The sequence below is a fragment of the Sphingopyxis sp. genome, assembly GCF_036261875.1.
GTDB lineage: Bacteria > Pseudomonadota > Alphaproteobacteria > Sphingomonadales > Sphingomonadaceae > Sphingopyxis.
In genome coordinates this window covers 70,918-90,485 of record NZ_DATAJZ010000014.1, presented here as the reverse complement: position 1 = coordinate 90,485, position 19,568 = coordinate 70,918, and the positions used below count along the sequence as shown (strand labels likewise).

The following is a 19,568-nucleotide window of genomic DNA, read 5'->3' as shown; positions in this document are numbered from 1 at the left end:
TTAAACATCTCATTGGATAATGATGTGCCAAAGGCCTATCTGCGACGGATCGTTCAACAAGCTGGAATCGACGCCATGAAGAAGCTGGTATCCGTCCTTATCGCGGGGCTCGCCCTGCTGCCCCTGTCCACCGCCGCCGCCGCGAAGGAGCAGGCCGACCTGCTGATCCGCCACGCAACGATCGTCGACGTCGCCGGCGCGCGGCTGATCGCCGACCAGGCGGTGGCGACCAAAGGCGACGTGATCGTCGCGGTCGGCGGCGACGCGGAAGTCGCAAAGGCATGGTCCGCCGGACGCATCATCGACGGCAGCCAGCGCTTCCTGATCCCCGGCCTCTGGGACATGCACGTCCATTTCGGCGGCGGCCCGGCGCTGGTCGAGGAGAATAAGGCGCTGCTGCCGCTCTATGTCGCGCACGGCATCACGACGGTGCGCGACGCCTCGGGCGACCTGCCGAACGACGTGCTGGCGTGGCGCGGCGAGATTGCGAGCGGCAGGCTGTTCGGCCCGACCCTGCTGAGCTCGGGCCCCAAGATCGAGGGCATCAAGCCGATCTGGAAGGGCACGATCGAAACGGGGTCGGAAGCCGATGTCGATGCGGCGGTCACCAAGCTCACCGGCCTTGGCGTCGATTTCGTCAAGATCACCGACAGCACGATGAAGCCCGACCTCTTCCTCTACGCGATCCGCAAGGTGCGCGCGGCGGGGCTGCGCGTCTCGGGCCATATCCCGCTCGCGCTCACCGTCGATCAGGCAGTCGACGCCGGGATCAGTTCGATCGAGCATATCGGCTATGCCTATAAGGCCGGGGTGAAGGACGAAGCCGCGATCGCCGCCGATTTCGCCGCCGGGCGCATCGACCGGGCCGAGGCCTATCGCCGCATCGACGCGGGCTTCGACCCCGAAACCGCGATGGCCGCCTATCGCAAACTCACCGCGAAGGGCGTGTTCGTCACTCCGACGCTGAACGGCAGCCGCGTCATCGCCTATCTCGATCGGGACGATCACAAGAGCGACGATTATCTCGGCCTGATCGGCCCCGGCCTGCGCGCAACCTATCAGTGGCGCATCGATCGCGCCGCCAAGGCCGACGCCGCCGCCATCGCCGCGCGCCACGCCGAATATGAGCATGAGGCATCGGTGCTGCCGATGCTGCAAAAGGCAGGGGTGACGATCATGGCGGGGACCGACGCGGGTTTCCTCAATTCGTTCAACTATCCCGGCATCGCGCTGCATCAGGAACTCGGCATTTTCGTCGACAAGGGGCTGACCCCGGCACAGGCGCTGGCCTCCGCGACGCGCGCCGGGCCTGCGTGGTTCGGCAAGCTCGACCATTATGGCGCGGTCGAGGCGGGCAAGGCCGCCGACCTCGTGCTGCTCGACCGCAACCCGCTTCAGGACATCGCCGCGACGCGCGCGATCCGCGCCGTGGTGTTGCGCGGCGCCGCCTATGACCGCGCGGCGCTCGACAAGATGCTCGCCGACACCCGCGCCAAGGTCGCGGCGTGGAACGCCGCGGCGGCAAAATAGGCAGAAAGGCCCGATGATGGACGATACCGAACGCTTCCTCGCCGAAGCGATCGCTCTCGCACGCGCCAACGCCGACGATGGCGGCCGCCCCTTCGGCGCCGTGGTGGTCAGGGACGGCGCGGTGATCGCGACCGGCGTCAACGAGATCCTCGCGACCGGCGACCCAACCGCGCACGCCGAACTCGGCGCGCTCCGCGCCGCGAGCCGCGCGCTCGGCTCGCCCGACCTCGGCGGCTGCGCGGTCTTCGCGAGCGGCCACCCCTGCCCGATGTGCCTGGCGGCGATGCGCCTGTCGGGCATCGCCGCGGTCACCTATGCCTATTCGAACGAGGACGGCGCGCCCTATGGCCTGTCGACCGCCGCCATCTATGCGGACCTCGCCAAGCCCTTCGCCGAACAGGCGATGACGATCCGCCACGTCCCGCAGGGCGACCCCGCCCTTTACGCCGACTGGGCGCGAAAGCAGCAGGCGAAAGCGGGATGAAAGCCGCCCGCCTGCTCCCGCTCGCGGCGATCGCGCTGATCGGGCTCAACCTGCGGCCGTTCCTGACCGGGATCGGGCCGCTCGCGGGGGCAATCAGCGCAGCGACGGGGCTGGGGTTGCAGGATATGGCGCTGCTGACCCTGCTGCCGATGCTGCTCATGGGGATCGGCGCCTTCGCCGGACCGCTGCTCCAGCGCAGGATCGCGCCGCGACGGCTGGTCATGCTGGCGCTGGCGCTGCTCGCCTTCGGCTCCTTCCTCCGCCTGTTCGCCGCGAGCGGCGCGCTGCTGCTCGGCACCGCGCTCCTCTGCGGGCTCGGCGTCGCGGTCGTTCAGGCGGTGCTGCCGAGCATCATCAAGCGCGATTTTCCGCAACGCGTGGCGATCGTCATGGGCCTCTATTCGGCGATGCTGATGGGCGGCGGCGCGCTCGGCGCGCAGGCGGCCCCGCTCCTCGTCGAGGCGACCGGAAGCTGGCGCGTCGGCCTTGCCCTGTTCGCCGCACCGGCGATAGCGGCGCTCGCGCTGGCGACGCAGCTACCGCGCGACGAGACGGCGCGGACGGGGCACGGAAGCATGGGCGCGCTGCTCCGCCGCCCGCGCGCCTGGCTGCTGATGGCCGGCTTCGGGCTGGTCAACGGCGGCTATGCCTCCTCGGTCGCCTGGCTCGCTCCCTATTATCAGGACCAGGGGCGCGGCATCGCCGCCAGCGGCACCCTGCTCGCGGTGCTGGCGGTCGCTCAGGCCGCCGCGGCGCTGCTGCTGCCGGTCGCGGCGCGCGGGCGGACCGACCGGCGCGGCTGGCTGGCGCTGACGCTCGCGATGCAGGCAGCGGGTTTTGCCGGGCTGGCCTTCGCGCCGGAGGCCGCGCCGCTCGCCATCGCAATCCTGCTCGGCGCCGGGCTCGGCGGGTGCTTCGCGCTGATGATGATCGTCGCGCTCGATCATCTGGCGGACGCGGCCGAAGCCGGCGCGCTGTCGGCGCTGATGCAGGGGGGCGGCTTCCTGCTCGCGGCGCTGCCGCCGTGGATCGTCGCCGCGTTGCACGACCGCACCGGCGGCTTCGTCGCCGGCTGGCTGCTCCACCTCGGCTGCGTCGCGATCGCCGCCATGCTGATCGCCCGCCTCGCGCCCGGCGGCTATGCCAGCGCCATGGCGGCCGCCCCAAGGGCCCGGCCGGCGACCCTCTAGAGGGCGGCGCTCAATCGGACCACCCCCGGTCGCGCGCGGCGCGTTCGGCGGCGGCATCGAAGGGATCGCCCGCCAGCATGGCCGCCACATCGGCCGCCAGCGCGCCCGAGGAGGCCTGACGATAGTCTCGCCTGCCTTCCCCGCGCAGCGCGCGCTCGAGCGCCCAGCGCCCGTCCTCGCGGCATCCGATACCCGAAAACGCGGCGCCCTCGAAACTGCGGCAGGTGCGGCCCTGCTTGTCCCGGAAACTGAGGCCGATCCGCACGGCGGCATCGGCGGGCTGGTTCGAGGCGAGCTGCGTGTCGAGCGCCCGCGCCAGCGATCCCGCGGCGACCAGCGTGCCGTTCGCGCTGGTCACGTCGGGCGCGGGCAGCCACGGCCTCAGGCCCAGCGTCAATCCGAGCACCAGCGACGCCGCGATTGCCCCCCAATGGATCGACGAAAAGCGCGCGCGCTTCGCTTCGCGGCGACCGGCAAGGCTGGTGTCGACGCTGGCATCCACCAGCAGCGCGCGCAGCCGTTCGGGCACCGCCTCCTCGGCGACCGGCGCGAAATGCGCCGTCAGGCGGGCCTTCAGCGCGCGGTGGCGCGCGATCTCGGCCGCCAGCGCGGGATCGCTCTCGGCCTCGCGCGCGATGCGGCGTGCCGTCAGGTCGTCGAGTTCGCCGTCGATGAAAGCGGTGACGGTGGCGGGGTCGAAGCTCATGCCGCCTCTCCCAGCAAATGCATCAACGTCTCGCGGCCGCGCGCGAGGCGCGAGGTGACGGTGCCGATCGGCACCTCCAATATTTCGGCCGCCTCGCGATAGGCATAGCCTTCGACGAGGACGAGCATCACCACCTCGCGCTGTTCGTCGGGAAGCCGCGCCATCGCGCCGTCGACATCGCCGCGCAGCGCGCCGGCCTCGACCTCGGCGGCGCCATCGCCCGCGACCTGCGTCGCGGCCTCGTCGATGGGACTATGGACGCCGCGCCGGCCCGCCGCGCGGCGCTCGTCGATCCAGAGATTGCGGGTGATGCGGTACATCCAGCTGTCCAGTCTCGTTCCGTCTTGCCACTGTTCGCGCGATTTCAGCGCGCGCTCGATCGCCGCCTGGCACAGATCGTCGGCGTCGCTGGCGCTCTGCGCCAGCCCGCGCGCGAAACGGCGCAGACGCGGCAGCAGCTCGACCAGTTCCTCTTCAAAGCGCATGATCGCCTTTTCGATTGTCCGAGGAAGAAACGACAGCCTTCTATCGTTTCTTCCGCGACATGCTAAATTTTTCCGGGAAAGCGCTCCCCATTTCGTCCAGGGACGATTTTTGCGAGAGGTGAGATGAAACTCCGGGCCGCCCTGCCGATGATGCTTTGCCTGCTGGTCACCGCGATCGGACCGCGCGCGGACGCGCAGCTTGCCTTGCCGCAGGTCCAGATTCCCGACCCGGCGCACACGCTGCCGCCGTTGCCCAAGCTGAACGCCGAGCCTTTGCTCTCGGCGGGCGACCGACTGACGGGACTCCGGCTCGACCGGATCACCGCGCTGCTGTGCAGCCATCGCGAGAGTATCGAACTCGACGAGCGCGGCGAGCCCGCGGTGCGCGGCGTCCTCGTCGCGAGCGGGATCGACGCGGCGATGATCGCGCGCGCGGGCCAGCACGGCTTTGCCCTGCTCGACCGCGACCATATCGCGGGACTCGACCTCGACATCGCGCGTTTTCACGTGCCGGAGGGCCGCAGCCTCGCGCGCGCGCGCAAGCAATTGGCAAAACTGCTCCCCGCGGCCGAGATCGATGTCGACAATCTCTATTTCGCCAGCGGGCCGGGCGGCGCGGTACCGCACGCTGCGCTCGCAGCGGCGGCGGGCGCGGGACCGGCGGCGCTCGGCCTGATCGACGGCGGCGTCGCCGCGCATCCATCGATCGCGGGACGCGTCGAACAGCGCGGCTTTGCGAAGGGTGCACCGTCGGCAAACCGCCACGGGACCGCGGTCGCCTCGCTGCTCGTCGGGAACGGGCCGGTGCGCGGGGCCGCGCCCGGTCGGCGCCTGCTCGCGGCCGATGTCTATGGCACCGACCCCGCGGGCGGCAATGCAAGCGCGATCGCCCGCGCGCTGGGCTGGCTGGTCGAAAGGGGCGTCGCGGTGACGACGATCAGCCTCGTCGGACCCGACAACAAGCTGCTGTCGGCGGCAGTCCTCCGCGCGCGGCAGCGCGGGATGCTGATCGTCGCGGCGGTCGGCAACGACGGGCCCGCCGCGCCGCCCGCCTATCCGGCATCCTATCCCGGCGTCTTCGCGGTGACGGGGGTCGATGCGAAAGACCGCGCGCTTCCCGAAGCAGGCCGCGCGCTGCACGTCGATTTCGCGGCGCCCGGCGACGCCGTGCTGGCGGCGACCGGCGCGCAGAGCACCGATCGGCTGCGCGGCACTTCTTTCGCCGCGCCGCTCGTCGCGGGCCGGCTCGCGCTCCGCTATCCCGCGCCGTCGATCAATGCCATCGGTCCGGCGGTCGCCGCGCTGGTCATGGAAGCGCGCGATCTCGGCAAAAGGGGCCGCGACAAAATCTACGGTCATGGCCTCGTCTGCGGCACCTGCGGCGGCCGCTGACCCGCTGCCGAAATTATTCGGAAGAAAATCGACCCCGGCATCGTTCTCTCCACAGGCCCACCCCTCCGGGCCGCAGATTCAGGAGCAGGACAATGACCCATCGCATTTTCATTCCGGCCCTCGCGCTCGCCGCATCGGCCATGGCCTTTTCGGCGCCCGCCGCGGCGCAGTTGCTCGGCGGCGGCGGCGGCCTCACCGGCGGTCTCGGCGGCACGCTGGGCGGGACGCTCGGCAATCCGACCGGCCCGATCGGCAGCACGCTCGGCAGCACGCTCGGCAGCGCCGGCGAACTCACCGGCTCGGGCCGCGGCGAGGCGAATGTCGATCGCCACTCGGGCCGCGTGCATGGCAAGGGCAGCGCCGGCGCAAACGGCAAGGGCTCGGCGAACGGCAACGGCGATCTGCTCGGCCATGCCGTCGGCGGCAGCGCCGATGGTTCGGGCAGCGCCTCGGGAAGCGGCAGCCTCGACGCGCAGGCGGTCGGCACCGACTTCGTCGGCCAGACCGCGCAGGGCGCCGCCGGCACGCTTCAGGGCGCGGCGCAGAACACCACATCGACCGTCACCGGCACGACCCGCGGTGCGGTCGGGACTGTCCGCGACCGGGCAGGCGGCGCGCTGTCGAACGTCTCGGGCAGCACCAGCACCGCCGGTTCGGCCGCGGGCAGCTTCCAGGGCGCGCTGGGTCAGCTCGCCGCCGCGGGCAGCGGCGCGGCCAGCGGCAGCGGCATGTTCGCGGTCGAGCCCGGCATGGCGGTGACCGACGCGCGCGGCAAGGTGATCGGCTATGTGCAGGAGCTGCGCCAGACCGGGCGCGGGGTCGTCGAGGCAGTCACGGTCGAGGTCGGCAACCGCGTCGCGACGCTTCCCGCCGCCAGCTTCGCGGGGTCGGGCGACGTGCTCGTCACCGGCATGACCAAGGGCCAGCTCAAGGACACTGCCCAGCAGCAGGAACAGACCGCGAGCCAGCCCGCGCCGCAAGCGAGCAAGCCCGCATCGCAGGGGAGCCATCGCGCCGAACGCGGCAATACCCGCGACCGCTGATTTCAGGGTCCTTCATCATCGCGAGCGGAGCGACGCCATCCTTGCGTCGCTCCGCTCGCTCGATTCACATCGAGCGATCGCGTCAGCTCGCCTTGGCGGAACAGGTTCCGGCGACGGGTTTCCCCGCCATCACCTGCTGCGCGAACAGGCGCGAATCGGTGAAGGAGCGGTTGACCGTCCCCGAATGGTCGAGCCCCGGATAGACGTGCCATTCGATCGTCGAACCCGCGGCGCAGGCGCCATCGACGACCGTTTTCTGCATCGCCGCGGGCGTGTCGACATCCTCGGCGCCGGTGCCGATGAACACCGGCGTGGCGATATGGAGCGTCGGATAGCCGGCATAGGTCAGCATCGGCGCATAATGGTGCCAGAAGTCGGTCCTGAAGCTGTTGGCGCGGGTCAGCCCCGCCTCGACCACCGCATTGAACATATCGACGACACAGGTGTCGGCGGCTTGCCGGTAGAGCGGCATCGCGCGCTCGGTGATCACGGCGGCGGGATCATAGCTGGGGTCGATCTGCTGCGCCGCCGAAGCGATGTAGAGCAGATAGGCGATCAGCCGGTCGGGCTTGTCGCCGTCGCTGCGGCTCGTTTCCCCCGCCACGGCAAGGTTGGGCAGACCGGTGGCGATCGTGCCGCGCAGGTTGACGTCGGGCGCATAGTCGGCGGCATAGCCCGCGGTGGCGAAGGCCGCGCCGGCGCCCTGCGACTGGCCGACGAGCAGCACCTTGTTCGCGAGGCCGAAATCGCCGCCGAGCACCGCGCGCACCGAATCGAGCACCGAATAAGCCTCGACGCGGGTGTTGAGATAGGCGTGCGGTCCGGGCCCGCCCAACCCCTGATAATCGGTCGCGACGACGGCGTAGCCCTCACCCAGCCAATGATCGAGGTAAGTGCGGTCGCGCGCCGAGCGCGCGTTGCGCGAAGGCGCGCAATCGTCACCGATGCCGACGGTGCCGTGCGCCCAGGCGATCAGGGGCCAGCCTCCCGCGGGCGGCGTGCCCTTGGGAATGAACAGCGCGCCGGTCACCGGCACCGCGCCGCTGCCGGTGACGCCGTCGGTCGAGCCGTAGCGGATCGCAAAGGCCTGCGCCGCACCGTCGAGACCGAATTCGGGCGCGAGCGGCGCGCTTTCGATCAGCGTTCCCGCCACGGGAGCGGGCGCCGCCTGCGCGGCGGGCGCCTCCGCCGCCAGCACCGGAGTTCCTGCCGCGAGGCCGAAGGCGGCGAGGACCGCCGCCGATCGCATCCATGTGGACATCGGTTTTCTCCCTTTCCTGACCGTCAGAAGCGCGCCGTGGCGGCGAGATAATAGGTGCGGCCGAGCACGTCATAGGTGCCCGCGTCGGTCTGGCCGAGGACGCCGCTGACCACCGGCGGCGTCTTGTCGAACAGATTGTTCACCCCGAAGCGCAGGCTGAAGCGCTCGGCCGGGTCGACGCGCAGCGAGAGGTCGAAATAGTCGTAGGCCTTGACCCCCGGCGTCGTGCTCGCGTCGTTCGTGACCTTCGACGCGTCCATCATCGCGCCGATGTGCCGCCAGCGCACCAGCGCGCTCATGTTGTCGGTGCCGAAGGTGAAGGAGGTCGTCGAGCGCCAGCGCGGCAGCGTGGTTCCCGATCCGATCGTGCGGCCGAAATCCTGGAACGGCCCGCCGGGGAGGTTCTGGATCTCGAACTTGTCGAGATAGTTGATCACCGACGAAATGCCGAAGCGCCCCGACCCGTCACCGAGCCCGACATCGGCCAGGCGCACCGACCAGTCGAGCTGCACGTCGACCCCCGCGGTCTTGTAGCCGCCAAGGTTCAGATAGGGTTGCAGCGCGTTGGTGATGCCGCCCGAATTGACGTCGCGGCCGATCAGCGCGCAGAAGAAATTATTCGCGTCGTAGCTCGGGTTGCTGCCGTCGGCGTTGAAGCATTTGTTGAGCGACACCGACACCGGGATCGTCGCGATCGCGTCGTCGATCGCGATATTATAATAGTCGACCGACGCGCGCAGGTTCGACAGCCACGGCGAGGCCGCGCGCGGCGACAGCACCGCGCCGACCGTCCAGGTATCGGCCTTTTCGGGTTTCAGATTGGCGTTGCCTGACAGGAAGGCCGCGACCTGCGTGACGTTGTTGACATAGGAGTCGGCGAGCACATCGGGCATCCCCTGTGCAACGCAGATCGCGCGCACCTGCGCCGCGTTGGCGCCATTGCGGAATGCGCTGCGGATGTCGCACGGATCGCCGGCGCCGTTGGCGACCGAACCGATGGTCGGGAACAGGCCGGTGGTCGCGGTATAGAGCTCGCCGACGTTCGGCGCGCGGATCGCGCGCTGATAGCCGCCGCGCAGGCGCACGCCGTTCACCACGGTCCAGTCGACATCGACCTTGTAGGTCGAAACGCCGCCGCTCTGCTTATAGTCGGAGTAGCGATAGGCCGCGTCGATCGTGAGGTCCTGAATCAGCGGAATGTCGTGGAGCAGCGGGATCAGCAGCTCGGCATAGGCTTCCTTCGCGCTCGTCGAACCCGCGGTCGGCGAGGTGCGCGCGATCGCGACGATATTGCCGGTCACCTGCTCCGGATCGGGGGTGAAGGCGAAGGTGTTGCGGCGATAGCCGACGCCCGCCGCGAAGCGCAGCTCGCCCGCGGGAAGCTGCGCGATGCCGCCCTGCAGGTTGAGCTCGACGACATCCTGCTTGGTCTCGGTGCGGTTGCGCGTCACGCCGCTGATGAAGGCGACGCATTCGGGCGAGTTGGTGACCGCAAACGGATTATAACCGCCCGAACAGATCGACGCGCCGCCGTCGGCGGCCGATGCGAGTTGCTGCACCTTGCTGGTGAAGACCGAGCCATAGGAAATGTCGTCGACGATGCTCTTCCCCGTCGAGCCATAGAGCTCCCAGGTGATGCCGCTGGCGCCGAACTTGCCCGAGGCACCGCCGAGAACCTGCCACGTCGTCGCCTTGTGATCGACGCTGCGCGGACCGGCCTCGCTGTATCGCTTGGTCACGACGACCGGCGCGGTCGGATTGGCGCGCGATGCGAGGATCGGCTGGAGCGCGGCGGGAACGAAGGGATTGGTGACCGGCACGCGGATCGTCCACAGCCCGGCGTTCGGGGCGGGATCCTGGATCGTCGTCGAGGTATAGTCGGTGTAAAGCCCCTGGACGAACAGCTTGATATTGTCGCTCGCCTCGAAGGTCGCGCGGCCGAAGGTGGAGATGCGTTCGAGCGGAATCTGCGTATAGGTCGTCGACGGCACCTGCAGCAGCGCCTGCCCGTTGTTGTAGAGATAGGGCTCATTGTCGTGATAGTTATAGACGCCGCGCCCGTTGGCGAAGAGCGTGCCATCCGAATTGACCCCGATCCCGGATGAAGGGATCACCGATCCCGGCGCGACGCCATAAGCCGCGAACGCGTCGTCGAGCGCCTGCTGGCTGGCGGGGTTGGCGCCGGGGGTGAAGATGCCGAACGGGATCGTCCCCGACACGCCCTGGTTCCGGCGGAAGAAGGCGCGGCTGTTGATGTTGACGGCGTCGCGGTCGGTGTAGGCCGCGCCGACGATGATGCGGCCGCGGCCGTCGGCGAAGCGCGTGCCCGCGCCGATCGAAATCTCGCGAATGCCGCCGTCGCCGCGCTCGGTCAGCGTGTTCTGGCCCGAAATCTCGATGCCGTCGAGGTCGCGCACCTTGAAGTTGACGACGCCGGAAATGGCGTCGGAGCCATAGACCGCCGAAGCGCCGCCGCTGATAATCTCGGTCCCGCCGACGAGGATCGAGGGGATGGTGTTGATGTCGATGACCTGGCTGCTGTTCGACGGCTGCAGGCGGCGGCCGTCGAGCAGCACGAGGTTGCGCTGCGGGCCGAGGCCGCGCAGGTTGAGCGTCGCCTGTCCGGTCGCGTTGAGGTCGTTCGAGAAGGCGGTCGAGCCCGCCGAGAATTGCGGAAGCTGGTTGAGCGCGCCCTCCAGCGTCGCCTGCCCGGTCGCCGCGACGGCGTCGGCGCCCAGCGTGACGATCGGGCTCGCGGCCTCGAAGTCGCGGCGCGCGATGCGCGAGCCGGTAACGACGATCTCGTTCGCGCCCGCATCGGCCGCCGTCTCGGCGGCGGCAGGCTCGTCCTGCGCGAAGGCGGGGGTGCCGGCGAGCGCGAAAGCCGACGCCGAAATCACGAGCAATAGTTTGCGATTGTCCAACATATCGAGAGCCCTTCCCTGTCTGCCTGCCGCGGCGATGCGAGGGCTTGATCGCCCCTTCGTCATTATCTGTCGCTGCCGCGAACCATTTCGATACAAATATGCATCGAAATTGAGCCTTGGCGCAAAATCGATACGCGTGTCAATCCCCGGACAAGGCCGGAAACGGACGAGGCGGCGGCGCGGACCGAGCGAAACCCTTGACCTTGCATAAAATATCGATACAATCATGTATCGATATTATTCATTCGCCTGGGGCGGCGCGATCGGGCATTGCGGGTGCGGGATAGATGGAAGTCACGGCAGTGGGCGACAGGGACACGACGGCAGGGCGGCCGCGGCAGGCCGACCTCGACGACCGGATCAAGCACAGCGCAGTCGCCATATTGGGCGCCCACGGCTTCGCAGGCCTGTCGATCAATCGCATCTGCCAGCACGCGGGCATTCCCCGCCCGACCTTCTATCGCCGCTGGCCCTCGGCGGTCGCGGCGCTCGTCGACGCCTTCAACGACCGCTTCGACGACGCGCTGCTCGTCGATGGGGGCGACGCGGCGGCCGACCTGCTGGCTTTCGCGATCGCCGTCCGCAACCGCTATGACGACCCGGTCGTCGGCACCTGCCTGCCCGCCATCTATGAGGCGCGGCGCGCGGCGCCCGACCTCATCGCCCCGATCATCGACGCGCAGCGCCAGCGGCGCAAAGCCAATGTCGCGACGCTGACCCGCGCGCTCGGCGAACAGGGCATCGCCCCCGTGCTGTCGCCCTTCGAAATCCTCTTCGCGATCACCGCCGCGATCGACCAGGGCTATCTCGCCCGCCGTCCGGTCGCCGACGATTTCCTGCACCGCCTGGTCACCGCGCTCCTGCGCTGACCCGGCGCATCCCTTTCCGTTCCAACCGTGGAGACTGCCCGATGCGCAAGATATTGCTGACCCTGACCGCCGGCCTCGCCGCGCTTCCCGTCCATGCCCAGACGGCCCCGTCCGCGCCCGGCTTCGACGCCGCTGCCGCACTGGCGCGGATCGACGCGACGATCGACAAGCAATATCCGCACCTCGACGCGCTCTACAAGGATCTCCACGCGCATCCCGAGGTCGGCTTCCAGGAAGTGCGCACCGCCGCGATCCTGGCGGCCGAGATGCGCAAGCTCGGCTTCACCGTCACCGAAAAGGTCGGCAAGACCGGCATCGTCGCGATCCTCAAGAACGGCGAGGGCCCGACCCTGCTCGTCCGCGCCGAGATGGACGCGCTGCCGATGGAGGAAAAGACCGGCCTCCCCTATGCCAGCCGCGCGCAGCAGACCGTCGACGGCAAGCTGAGCTTCGTCGACCATAGCTGTGGCCACGACAGCCACATGGCGTGGTGGGTCGGCGCCGCCGCGGCGCTCGCGGCGATGAAGGACCAGTGGCACGGCACGCTGATGTTCATCGGCCAGCCGTCCGAGGAGACTGTCAGCGGCGCGAAGGCGATGATCGCCGACGGGCTCTTCACCCGCTGGCCCAAGCCCGACTTCGGCTTCGCGGCGCATGTCGCGCCGATGCCGGTCGGCACGGTGATGGTGAAGGACGGCGTCGTCAGTTCGGCGTCGGACGCGATCGACATCACCTTCAACGGCGTCGGCGCGCACGGGTCGATGCCCGACAAGAGCATCGATCCGGTGATGATGGGCAGCCGCTTCGTCACCGACGTCCAGACGATCATCAGCCGCGAAAAGGACCCCAAGGCGTTCGGCGTCGTGACCGTCGGCGCCTTCACCGCGGGCACGGTCAACAACATCATCCCCGACCATGCCGACCTCAAGCTCACGCTGCGCTCGCACGACGATGCGACGCGCAAGCTGCTGGTCGAGGGCGTCGAGCGCACCGCGCGCGCGGTCGCGGCGATGGCGCACGCGCCCGAGCCGACGATCACCCAGCCGACGGGCACCAACGCGGTCCACAACGACGCCGCGCTGTCGGCGCGGTCAGCGGCGATGCTGAAGACGGTTTTCGGCAAGGATGTGCAATTCGTCCCCGCCAGCGAGTCGGGCGGCACCGCGAGCGAGGATTATTCGGTCTTCATCGACGAAGGCGTGCCGTCGGTCTTCTTCGCGATCGGCGGCTACGACCCGGCGACGATCGCGCGCTACAAGGCCGAGGGGAAGCCGCTGCCGGTCAACCACTCGCCCTATTTCGCGCCGGTCCCCGAACCGACGATCAAGCGCGGCGCCCAGACGCTGGCGCTGTCGGCGATGATGGTCCTCGGCAACGAGGTTCAGGCGAAATAGACGGGGTCAGCCCTCGTCGAAATGACGCGACAGGAAGCGGCACGCGCGCGTAAGCGCGGCCGCTCCTTCGGGAATCGCGGGAAAGAACCAGGGCCAGACGTGCACCATACCGGCGCGAAGTTCGAGGTCGACATCGACGTCGGCATCGGCGAGCGATTTGGCGAGATTGAGCGCGTCGTCCATCAGGACTTCGGCGGTGCCCGCCTGAATGAAGACCGGCGGCGCCCCCCGAAAATCGGCGAAGGCCGGGGATATCCGGGGATCGCTGACCGCGATGTCCCCGGCATAAAGACCGGCCATCTTGGCAAGCTGGTCGATCTTCGCCAGCGGGTCGCCGGCGCATTTGAGCGTCCGCGACGTGGCCGTATTGGCAAGATCGGCCCAGGGCGACATGCAATAGATGCTGGCCGGGAGCACTTGCTCCTCGCGCAGCAATTCGGCGAGAAGCGCCATCACGAGCCCGGCCCCGGCGCTGTCGCCGACCAGAGCGATTTGTTCGGTGCCCGCCTGCTCCAGAAGCTCGGCATAGGCCCGCTTGCAGTCGTCGAGCCCCGCCGGGTAGGGGTGCTCGGGCGCCAGGCGATAATCGATCACGGCGACGCGGCTGCCGGTTTGCCGCGCGATTTCGCCGCCGAGATGCCGGTGCGAATCGAGACCGCCGATGCAATATCCGCCGCCGTGCACGAGCAGGATGGCGTGCCGCGGCGCCGCGGCGACCGCGAGCCATTCGCAGGGGCGGCCGCCGAGCGTGGTTTTCGCCTCTCTGACGTCATCGGGCAGCGGAAAGGCGTCGCCCATCGCGCGATAGGCCTCGCGCATCTCCTTTATGTCGGTCGGCATCGGCGATGTGAACAGATCGGCGACCAGGGCTTCATAGGCTGCGCTGGGCATGGGACTCTCCTTAGGAAAAGGGCTCAGGCGGCCGTCCGCTCGCGCGCCATGTCGAAGCCGCGATAGTCCTGCTCGACGACGTCGCGGCAGACCTTCAGGAAATATTGCTGGCCGAGCGTGTAGAGCAGCATCTTGCGCTTTCCCCGCCCTTCGATGTTGTGGTTGATCCCGGTGAACCAGCTGTTCGTCTTGCCCGCGAGCAACTGGTCGGCCTGGTCGAGCACCTGGTTCGTCCAGTCTTCCTCGGCGGCCGCGGTGGCTTCGCACCGCGTCAGCCCCTTGCCTTCCATGTGCCCGATCAGCCCGGCGATGAACTCGACATTCTGTTCGGCGCAGCGCGGCACGTTGCAGAAGGTGGCGCCGCTGTGCGGCCCGACGATCATGAAGAAATTGGGGAAGCCGTGGCTTTGGAGGCCCAGGAAAGTGACCGGCCCGTCGTCCCATTTCTCCTTCAGCGTCAACCCGCCCTTGCCCACGATATCGATGCGGTCGAAAGCGCCGCGTACCGCGTCGAAGCCCGTGGCATAGATGATCACGTCGACAGGCACGAAGCCGCTTTCGAACCGCATGCCTTCGGGCGTGATCTCGATCAGCGGGTCGGCGTTGACGTCGATCAGGTCGACGTTGGGCTGGTTGAACACCTCGTAATAGTTCGTCTCCATCGGCACCCGCCGCGTGCCGAACAGATGATCCTTGGGGATGAGCTTTTCCGCCGTCGCCGGATCGGCAACGCGCGCGCGAATCTTGCGCGCGAGGAAATCGCTCGCGAGGCCGGCCGCGCGTGCGTCGACCGAGAGATCGGCAAAATTGCTCAGCCAGAAGGCGAAGCCGCGTTCGCCATATTTCTGTTCGTAAAAGGCTTCGCGCTCCTCGTCGCTGACGTCGAAGGTGCCGCGCGGATCCCAATTGTGGACGAACCCCGCGTCGCTGCCGCGACACGTCGCGAAGATTTCGGCATAGCGCGCCTTGATATCGGCCATTTCGTCGGGCGAAATCGGGCCGTTGCAGAGCGGCTTGCACCAGTTCGGCTCTTTCTGGACCACGGTAAGCTGCCCCGCGACCTTCGCCATTTCCTGAATGACCTGGACCCCGGTGGCCCCGGTGCCGACGACCGCAATACGCTTGCCCGCAAGCTCGATTCCATCGCGCGGCCAGTCGGAGGTGTGGAACTGCCGGCCCGCGAAGCTGCCCCGCCCCGGAAAATTCGGGATGACGGGGATCGACAATATGCCCACCGCCGTCACCAGATAGCGGGCGCTGGCTTCATACCCATCCTCGCACCGCACCACCCAGCGGCCGGCCTCGTCCTGCCAGTGCGCCGAGGCGACCCGGGTGTCGAAACGGATGTCCTTGCGCAGATCGAGCTTGTCGGCGACGCGGCGAAGATAGGCGAAGGTTTCGGGCTGCGGTGCGAAATGTTCGCTCCAGTTCCATTCCTGGAGCATGTCCTCGTCGAAGGAAAAACAATAGCTGTAGCTTTCGGAATCGAAACGACAGCCCGGATAGCGGTTCCAGTACCAGGTGCCGCCGACTTCGCTGCCGGCTTCCAGAACCTGCACCGACAGGCCGAGCCGTCGCAGCAGATGAAGCTGATACATGCCCGACATGCCGGCACCGATGACGATCGCGTCCATTTCAATCATATGGCCCACTCCAATGAGGGAAAAGCGCCCTGGCCGGCGAGCGGCCGGGGCGGAGGAGGGTCTTTAAAAGCGGAAGCTCAAATCGACGCCGTAGGTGCGCGGTTCGCCGGGAACCGCGAGGTTGTAGCCGCCGGCGGTGCCGAGCCCGATGCCGCCGACGAAATATTCCTTGTCGAAGATATTCTTGGCGAAGAAGGCGGCGGAGATGCCGGTGCCACCGATGTCGTCGACGCCGATCCGGGCGTTGACGAGCTCATAGGAGGGCAGCCGGGTGCCGGGCGCGCCGCTCTGACCATAGTTGGAGAAATAGAGGCCCGACTGCGCATAGATGTCGACGCGCGCGCGCAATTCGCCCGCGTCGTTGCCGAGCGGCGCCGCGACGTCGATATAGCCGCTTCCCGAATATCGCGTCACGTCGGCAAAGGTCGTGAAGTCGATGAAGGTGCCGAACAGCGTCTGCTGCGTATCGCCGCGATATTTGGGATCGGTGTGATTGAAGGAACCGCCGATCCGCACCCCCGGCGCCACGGTAACCTCGGCGTCGAGTTCGACGCCCCGGAAGGTCGCGCCGTCGGCGTTGACGGTCGCCCCGCCCGGCCCGACATCGGGAAAGGTCAGATAGGCGACGCGCTGGATGGCCTTCACCCAGCTTTTATAGACGGCCAGATTGGCGCGAAGCGGAACCGTGCCGACCTCGCCGAGGAATTTGGCGCCCAGTTCGACATCCTCGATCCGTTCGGGATCGAAGCTGTTACCACCATTCTCGGCCGACGCGTTGACCGGCGGCGCATTATAATTGAAGCCGCCGCCGCGCCAGCTTCCGCGATAGGTCGCATAGAGAAAGAAGGTCGGCGTCGCCTGATATTCGACCCCCAGCGTCCAGCTCGGCTTGCTGTCCTTGCGCTTCTCGACGATTCCCGACGGATAGAAAGGGGCGAAGCCCGACACTTCGGTGAAGGCGTTCTTCTCCTTCGTATAGCGGATGCCGCCCGTCGCGCTGAGCTGGTCGGTCAGCTTGAACGAGAGCTGCGCGAAGGCGCCGATGCTCTGGATGTCGAAATCGCCCTCGAGACGGTTGGCGAGCGGCAGCGACGGCGCGCCGAAAACGGGCGCGAGGATCGGATTGGCGACCGGGCCAAGATCGAAATAGCGGAAATCCTGTCCGCTCGTCCGCTTTTCCTTCGAATAATAGAGGCCGGCGATATAGCTCAGCCGGCCGTCGATCGCGCTTCCCGAAAGCTGCAGTTCCTCCGAAAAGGTCTTCACCCGGTTGAAGGTCTGGACGTTGCCATAGAAGGGAAAGGGGCTGCCGTCCTGATCGAACAGCGACACGTTGCGATTGCTCGAATAGCCGATGATATTCTTGATCTGGGCGCTGTCCGAGACATCGATGCTGGTGGTGTTGATGATGTAGCCGCTCCTGGCGTCGAGGCCGGTATCGGCGTCGAGATAGGTCGCCCGAGTGCCGAGCGCGCGCTGGACGTTCACATAATCGCCATAGCCCCCCGCCGGCGTGCCCGGATAAGCGGCCATCAGGGCCGCATAGGCGCCGGCGCCGGCGATCGTGTCGAGGATGGGGCTGTAGAACGTCGGCACGTCGGCGGCGAGCGCCTGCCCGTTCGGGCCGACCGATCCCGGCGCGTTGGCCGAATAGGCCAGAAGCGGATCGCCATGGCCCTTGGTCCGCCCATATTCGCCGACGAACCTGCTCTCGATCGCATCGCCGATCTGAAAGCGCAGCGATCCGCGGATCGACCAGCGATCGACATTGGCGAGCCGCTCGCCATTGACGAGATTGCGCACGAAACCGTCGCGCCGGTCGACGAGACCGGCAAGGCGAAGCGCCACGCCGTCGCCGAGCGGCGCATTGACCATGCCTTCGAGCTGCCACGCGCCGAGATTCCCCGCGCGGCCGCGCGCCATGCCCGCGAACGCGTCGAACTCGGGCTCCGCGGTCGAGAAGAGAACCGCGCCGCCGGTGGTGTTGCGGCCGAACAATGTCCCCTGCGGCCCCTTCAGCACCTGCACCGAGCCGAGATCATAGAGCGAACCCGCCGTCAGCGCGTTGGTCTGGAACTCATTGACATAGGTCAGCACCCCCGGCTGCGAGACGCTGAAGGCATCGATCGACTGTCCGCGGATCGCATAGTTGAACTGGCTGCTCCCCTGGGTCGAGCGGACGATCAGCCCCGGCGTCGCGGTCTGGAGGTCAGCCTCGGAATTGATGCTGCGCGACTGGAGCGCATCGCCGGTGAGCACCGAGACTGCGACCGGCGTGCGGCTCAGCCCTTCCTCGCGGCGCCGCGCCGTCACGACGATATCGGTTTCGCCATGGACCGCGCTCGCGGCTTCGCCGGCCTGCGCCGCGGCGGCGTCGGCCGTTTCCTCGGCCGCGCTCGCCGTCGCGGGCAGCGCCCCCGCGATCGCCAGGCAGCTGGCGGCCGCCAGCCAGCGGACAGAATGCCTCAGTCTGATTCCCATAGCCTTTTCCTCTCCCTGCGCCCGGCCCCTGCGGTGCCGGTTCGCCGCTCCCACGCGGCGCTTGCCCATTTTTGGACTTTCTGTATGTCATGATGATTATCGATGAATGCGAACCTGTCAAGGCATAATTGGAACGCATAATTCTGTATTTTATATCTTCATCAAATGAGATGGATTTTTCGCTTGAGTCATGCAAATTCCCGGCCCATTCCCGGCGGCGCGCACCGAAAACGGGCCGGACGCAATGGGGACATCGAGCGGATGACGGGGACCAGAAAGATTGACGCGCTCGATCGTCAGATCATCGCGGTCCTGTCACGCCGGCCCCAGATTTCGAACAAGGACATCGCCGGCGAACTCGGAGTCGCCGAAAGCACCATCTCGGTCCGGGTCGACGCGCTCATCCGCGCCAAGGTGATCAAGCCGTCGGTCCAGCAGAATATCGCGCGGGCCGGCTATGCGACGGTCGGCTGGATCGAGGTTAGCTGCGACCATGCCGACATCGAGCGCATCGCGGCCGAGATCGCCGAAATCGAAACGGTCTTCTCGATCTCCCGCTTCTTCGACAATCCCTTCCTGCAGGTGATGATCTTCGCGCAGGAGGTATCCGACCTTCGCGAGATCGTCGAAACCCGGATCGGCCGGATCCCCGGCGTCGTCGCGCTCGCGACCGACGTTTCGATCGGCGAGGCGTGCATCAAATCGGGAATCGCCTCGCTATGACCATCCGCTTCGACCCCGATCCGATCGACCGCCAGATCATCGAGATACTGCACGGGGACGGCCGCACCAGCAATCGGGCACTCGGCCGCCAGCTCGGCCTTTCCGAAGCCGCCATCCGCAAGCGGCTGCGGCGGCTGACCGAAACCGGCACCATCACCTATGGCCTGCTCATCGACGTCAGCGCGACGAACATGCGCGTTTTCGGATGGGCCTATGTCGAAGTGCACCCGAGCGAGCTCAGCGCCACCTATCGCGCGCTCGCGGGCATGGATCGCTGCTCGGGCTGCGCGATGAAGACGGGGTCGTTCAACCTCCTCGCCCATATCTACGCGAAGGACCAGAACGCACTCACCGCAACGATCGACGAGATCTACGGAATGCCCGGCGTCCGGCGGGTCCAGTTCCGCCAGGTCAGCTCCTACCCCATTCACCGCCATCAATATGTGATCGATACCGGCGAGGACGAATATCGAAGCTGGCACGGCGGCGTTGTCAAGGCCGACGCCGGCTGATCGACCCCCGCACGCCGACAGGAAGGCGTGCCATAGG

At 67.7% G+C, this 19,568-nt stretch carries 16 protein-coding genes; 9 read left to right on the top strand and 7 right to left on the bottom strand.

Annotated features, from left to right (window positions below; genetic code table 11):
- Nucleotides 1-75 precede the first annotated feature (75 nt).
- The 3 genes from VHO04_RS08100 to VHO04_RS08090 are packed head-to-tail and all read left to right on the top strand — an operon-like array spanning nucleotide 76 to nucleotide 3,204.
- On the top strand, nucleotides 76-1,530 hold the full coding sequence (locus VHO04_RS08100; RefSeq protein WP_329627847.1) for an amidohydrolase family protein: 1,455 nt from the start codon (nucleotides 76-78) through the stop codon (nucleotides 1,528-1,530).
- A 13-nt stretch (nucleotides 1,531-1,543) separates the two neighbouring features.
- Entirely contained in the window at nucleotides 1,544-2,014 is a 471-nt protein-coding gene (locus VHO04_RS08095; RefSeq protein WP_329627846.1) for a nucleoside deaminase, read from the top strand.
- Nucleotides 2,011-3,204 (top strand): cyanate transporter, encoded by a 1,194-nt coding sequence (locus VHO04_RS08090; protein ID WP_329627845.1) that lies wholly within the window; start codon nucleotides 2,011-2,013, stop codon nucleotides 3,202-3,204. Before VHO04_RS08095 ends, VHO04_RS08090 begins: the two co-directional genes overlap by 4 nt.
- A gap of 10 nt (nucleotides 3,205-3,214) precedes the next feature.
- Here VHO04_RS08090 and VHO04_RS08085 read toward each other — a convergent pair whose 3' ends face one another.
- Nucleotides 3,215-3,910 carry an anti-sigma factor gene (locus VHO04_RS08085; RefSeq protein ID WP_329627844.1) on the bottom strand — a complete coding sequence of 232 codons (696 nt, stop codon included), beginning with the start codon at nucleotides 3,908-3,910 and terminating at the stop codon, nucleotides 3,215-3,217.
- Complete coding sequence (locus VHO04_RS08080) at nucleotides 3,907-4,395, bottom strand: RNA polymerase sigma factor (RefSeq protein WP_329627843.1); 489 nt, start codon at nucleotides 4,393-4,395, stop codon at nucleotides 3,907-3,909. The genes VHO04_RS08085 and VHO04_RS08080 overlap by 4 nt, the downstream gene beginning before the upstream one ends.
- A 123-nt stretch (nucleotides 4,396-4,518) precedes the next feature.
- On the opposite strand from VHO04_RS08080, the gene VHO04_RS08075 reads away from it, so the two are divergent.
- Together VHO04_RS08075 and VHO04_RS08070 are read left to right on the top strand one after the other, a co-directional pair.
- Nucleotides 4,519-5,787: a S8 family serine peptidase gene (locus tag VHO04_RS08075; protein WP_329627842.1), complete on the top strand. Its 1,269-nt coding sequence runs from the start codon at nucleotides 4,519-4,521 to the stop codon at nucleotides 5,785-5,787.
- Nucleotides 5,788-5,879: 92 nt separating this feature from the next.
- The gene (locus tag VHO04_RS08070; protein ID WP_329627841.1) at nucleotides 5,880-6,830 is read left to right on the top strand and encodes a hypothetical protein; all 951 of its coding nucleotides are present in this window, start codon (nucleotides 5,880-5,882) and stop codon (nucleotides 6,828-6,830) included.
- Between the two features lie 82 nt (nucleotides 6,831-6,912).
- Here the strand turns inward: VHO04_RS08070 and VHO04_RS08065 are convergent, their stop codons facing one another.
- Entirely contained in the window at nucleotides 6,913-8,091 is a 1,179-nt protein-coding gene (locus VHO04_RS08065) for a lipase family protein (RefSeq protein WP_329627840.1), read from the bottom strand.
- Between the two features lie 23 nt (nucleotides 8,092-8,114).
- Nucleotides 8,115-11,018 (bottom strand): TonB-dependent receptor domain-containing protein, encoded by a 2,904-nt coding sequence (locus VHO04_RS08060; protein WP_329627839.1) that lies wholly within the window; start codon nucleotides 11,016-11,018, stop codon nucleotides 8,115-8,117.
- 287 nt (nucleotides 11,019-11,305) lie between these two features.
- Here VHO04_RS08060 and VHO04_RS08055 point away from each other — a divergent pair, with 287 nt between their 5' ends.
- Entirely contained in the window at nucleotides 11,306-11,887 is a 582-nt protein-coding gene (locus VHO04_RS08055) for a TetR/AcrR family transcriptional regulator (RefSeq protein ID WP_329627838.1), read from the top strand.
- A gap of 41 nt (nucleotides 11,888-11,928) precedes the next feature.
- On the top strand, nucleotides 11,929-13,281 hold the full coding sequence (locus tag VHO04_RS08050) for an amidohydrolase (protein ID WP_329627837.1): 1,353 nt from the start codon (nucleotides 11,929-11,931) through the stop codon (nucleotides 13,279-13,281).
- 6 nt (nucleotides 13,282-13,287) lie between these two features.
- Here VHO04_RS08050 and VHO04_RS08045 read toward each other — a convergent pair whose 3' ends face one another.
- The 3 genes from VHO04_RS08045 to VHO04_RS08035 form a co-directional block, all read right to left on the bottom strand.
- Nucleotides 13,288-14,172: an alpha/beta hydrolase gene (locus VHO04_RS08045; protein ID WP_329627836.1), complete on the bottom strand. Its 885-nt coding sequence runs from the start codon at nucleotides 14,170-14,172 to the stop codon at nucleotides 13,288-13,290.
- Between the two features lie 23 nt (nucleotides 14,173-14,195).
- Nucleotides 14,196-15,815 carry an NAD(P)/FAD-dependent oxidoreductase gene (locus VHO04_RS08040; RefSeq protein WP_329627835.1) on the bottom strand — a complete coding sequence of 540 codons (1,620 nt, stop codon included), beginning with the start codon at nucleotides 15,813-15,815 and terminating at the stop codon, nucleotides 14,196-14,198.
- Between the two features lie 63 nt (nucleotides 15,816-15,878).
- Nucleotides 15,879-18,296 carry a TonB-dependent receptor gene (locus tag VHO04_RS08035; protein ID WP_329627834.1) on the bottom strand — a complete coding sequence of 806 codons (2,418 nt, stop codon included), beginning with the start codon at nucleotides 18,294-18,296 and terminating at the stop codon, nucleotides 15,879-15,881.
- 261 nt (nucleotides 18,297-18,557) lie between these two features.
- Between VHO04_RS08035 and VHO04_RS08030 the strand changes: the two genes are divergently transcribed.
- Complete coding sequence (locus tag VHO04_RS08030) at nucleotides 18,558-19,019, top strand: Lrp/AsnC family transcriptional regulator (RefSeq protein ID WP_329627833.1); 462 nt, start codon at nucleotides 18,558-18,560, stop codon at nucleotides 19,017-19,019.
- The gene (locus VHO04_RS08025; protein ID WP_329627832.1) at nucleotides 19,016-19,531 is read left to right on the top strand and encodes an Lrp/AsnC family transcriptional regulator; all 516 of its coding nucleotides are present in this window, start codon (nucleotides 19,016-19,018) and stop codon (nucleotides 19,529-19,531) included. The genes VHO04_RS08030 and VHO04_RS08025 overlap by 4 nt, the downstream gene beginning before the upstream one ends.
- The last annotated feature ends 37 nt before the right edge of the window (nucleotides 19,532-19,568 follow it).

Excerpts from the sequence above, each read along its gene's own strand:
- VHO04_RS08095 (WP_329627846.1), top strand. The coding sequence starts at position 1,544 with ATGATGGACGATACCGAACGCTTCCTCGCCGAAGCGATCGCTCTCGCA.
- VHO04_RS08090 (WP_329627845.1), top strand. The coding sequence starts at position 2,011 with ATGAAAGCCGCCCGCCTGCTCCCGCTCGCGGCGATCGCGCTGATCGGG.
- VHO04_RS08050 (WP_329627837.1), top strand. The coding sequence starts at position 11,929 with ATGCGCAAGATATTGCTGACCCTGACCGCCGGCCTCGCCGCGCTTCCC.
- VHO04_RS08100 (WP_329627847.1), top strand. The coding sequence starts at position 76 with ATGAAGAAGCTGGTATCCGTCCTTATCGCGGGGCTCGCCCTGCTGCCC.
- VHO04_RS08085 (WP_329627844.1), bottom strand. The coding sequence starts at position 3,910 with ATGAGCTTCGACCCCGCCACCGTCACCGCTTTCATCGACGGCGAACTC.
- VHO04_RS08065 (WP_329627840.1), bottom strand. The coding sequence starts at position 8,091 with ATGTCCACATGGATGCGATCGGCGGCGGTCCTCGCCGCCTTCGGCCTC.
- VHO04_RS08045 (WP_329627836.1), bottom strand. The coding sequence starts at position 14,172 with ATGCCCAGCGCAGCCTATGAAGCCCTGGTCGCCGATCTGTTCACATCG.
- VHO04_RS08075 (WP_329627842.1), top strand. The coding sequence starts at position 4,519 with ATGAAACTCCGGGCCGCCCTGCCGATGATGCTTTGCCTGCTGGTCACC.
- VHO04_RS08025 (WP_329627832.1), top strand. The coding sequence starts at position 19,016 with ATGACCATCCGCTTCGACCCCGATCCGATCGACCGCCAGATCATCGAG.
- VHO04_RS08030 (WP_329627833.1), top strand. The coding sequence starts at position 18,558 with ATGACGGGGACCAGAAAGATTGACGCGCTCGATCGTCAGATCATCGCG.
- VHO04_RS08080 (WP_329627843.1), bottom strand. The coding sequence starts at position 4,395 with ATGCGCTTTGAAGAGGAACTGGTCGAGCTGCTGCCGCGTCTGCGCCGT.
- VHO04_RS08070 (WP_329627841.1), top strand. The coding sequence starts at position 5,880 with ATGACCCATCGCATTTTCATTCCGGCCCTCGCGCTCGCCGCATCGGCC.
- VHO04_RS08040 (WP_329627835.1), bottom strand. The coding sequence starts at position 15,815 with ATGATTGAAATGGACGCGATCGTCATCGGTGCCGGCATGTCGGGCATG.
- VHO04_RS08055 (WP_329627838.1), top strand. The coding sequence starts at position 11,306 with ATGGAAGTCACGGCAGTGGGCGACAGGGACACGACGGCAGGGCGGCCG.
- VHO04_RS08060 (WP_329627839.1), bottom strand. The coding sequence starts at position 11,018 with ATGTTGGACAATCGCAAACTATTGCTCGTGATTTCGGCGTCGGCTTTC.
- VHO04_RS08035 (WP_329627834.1), bottom strand. The coding sequence starts at position 18,296 with ATGGGAATCAGACTGAGGCATTCTGTCCGCTGGCTGGCGGCCGCCAGC.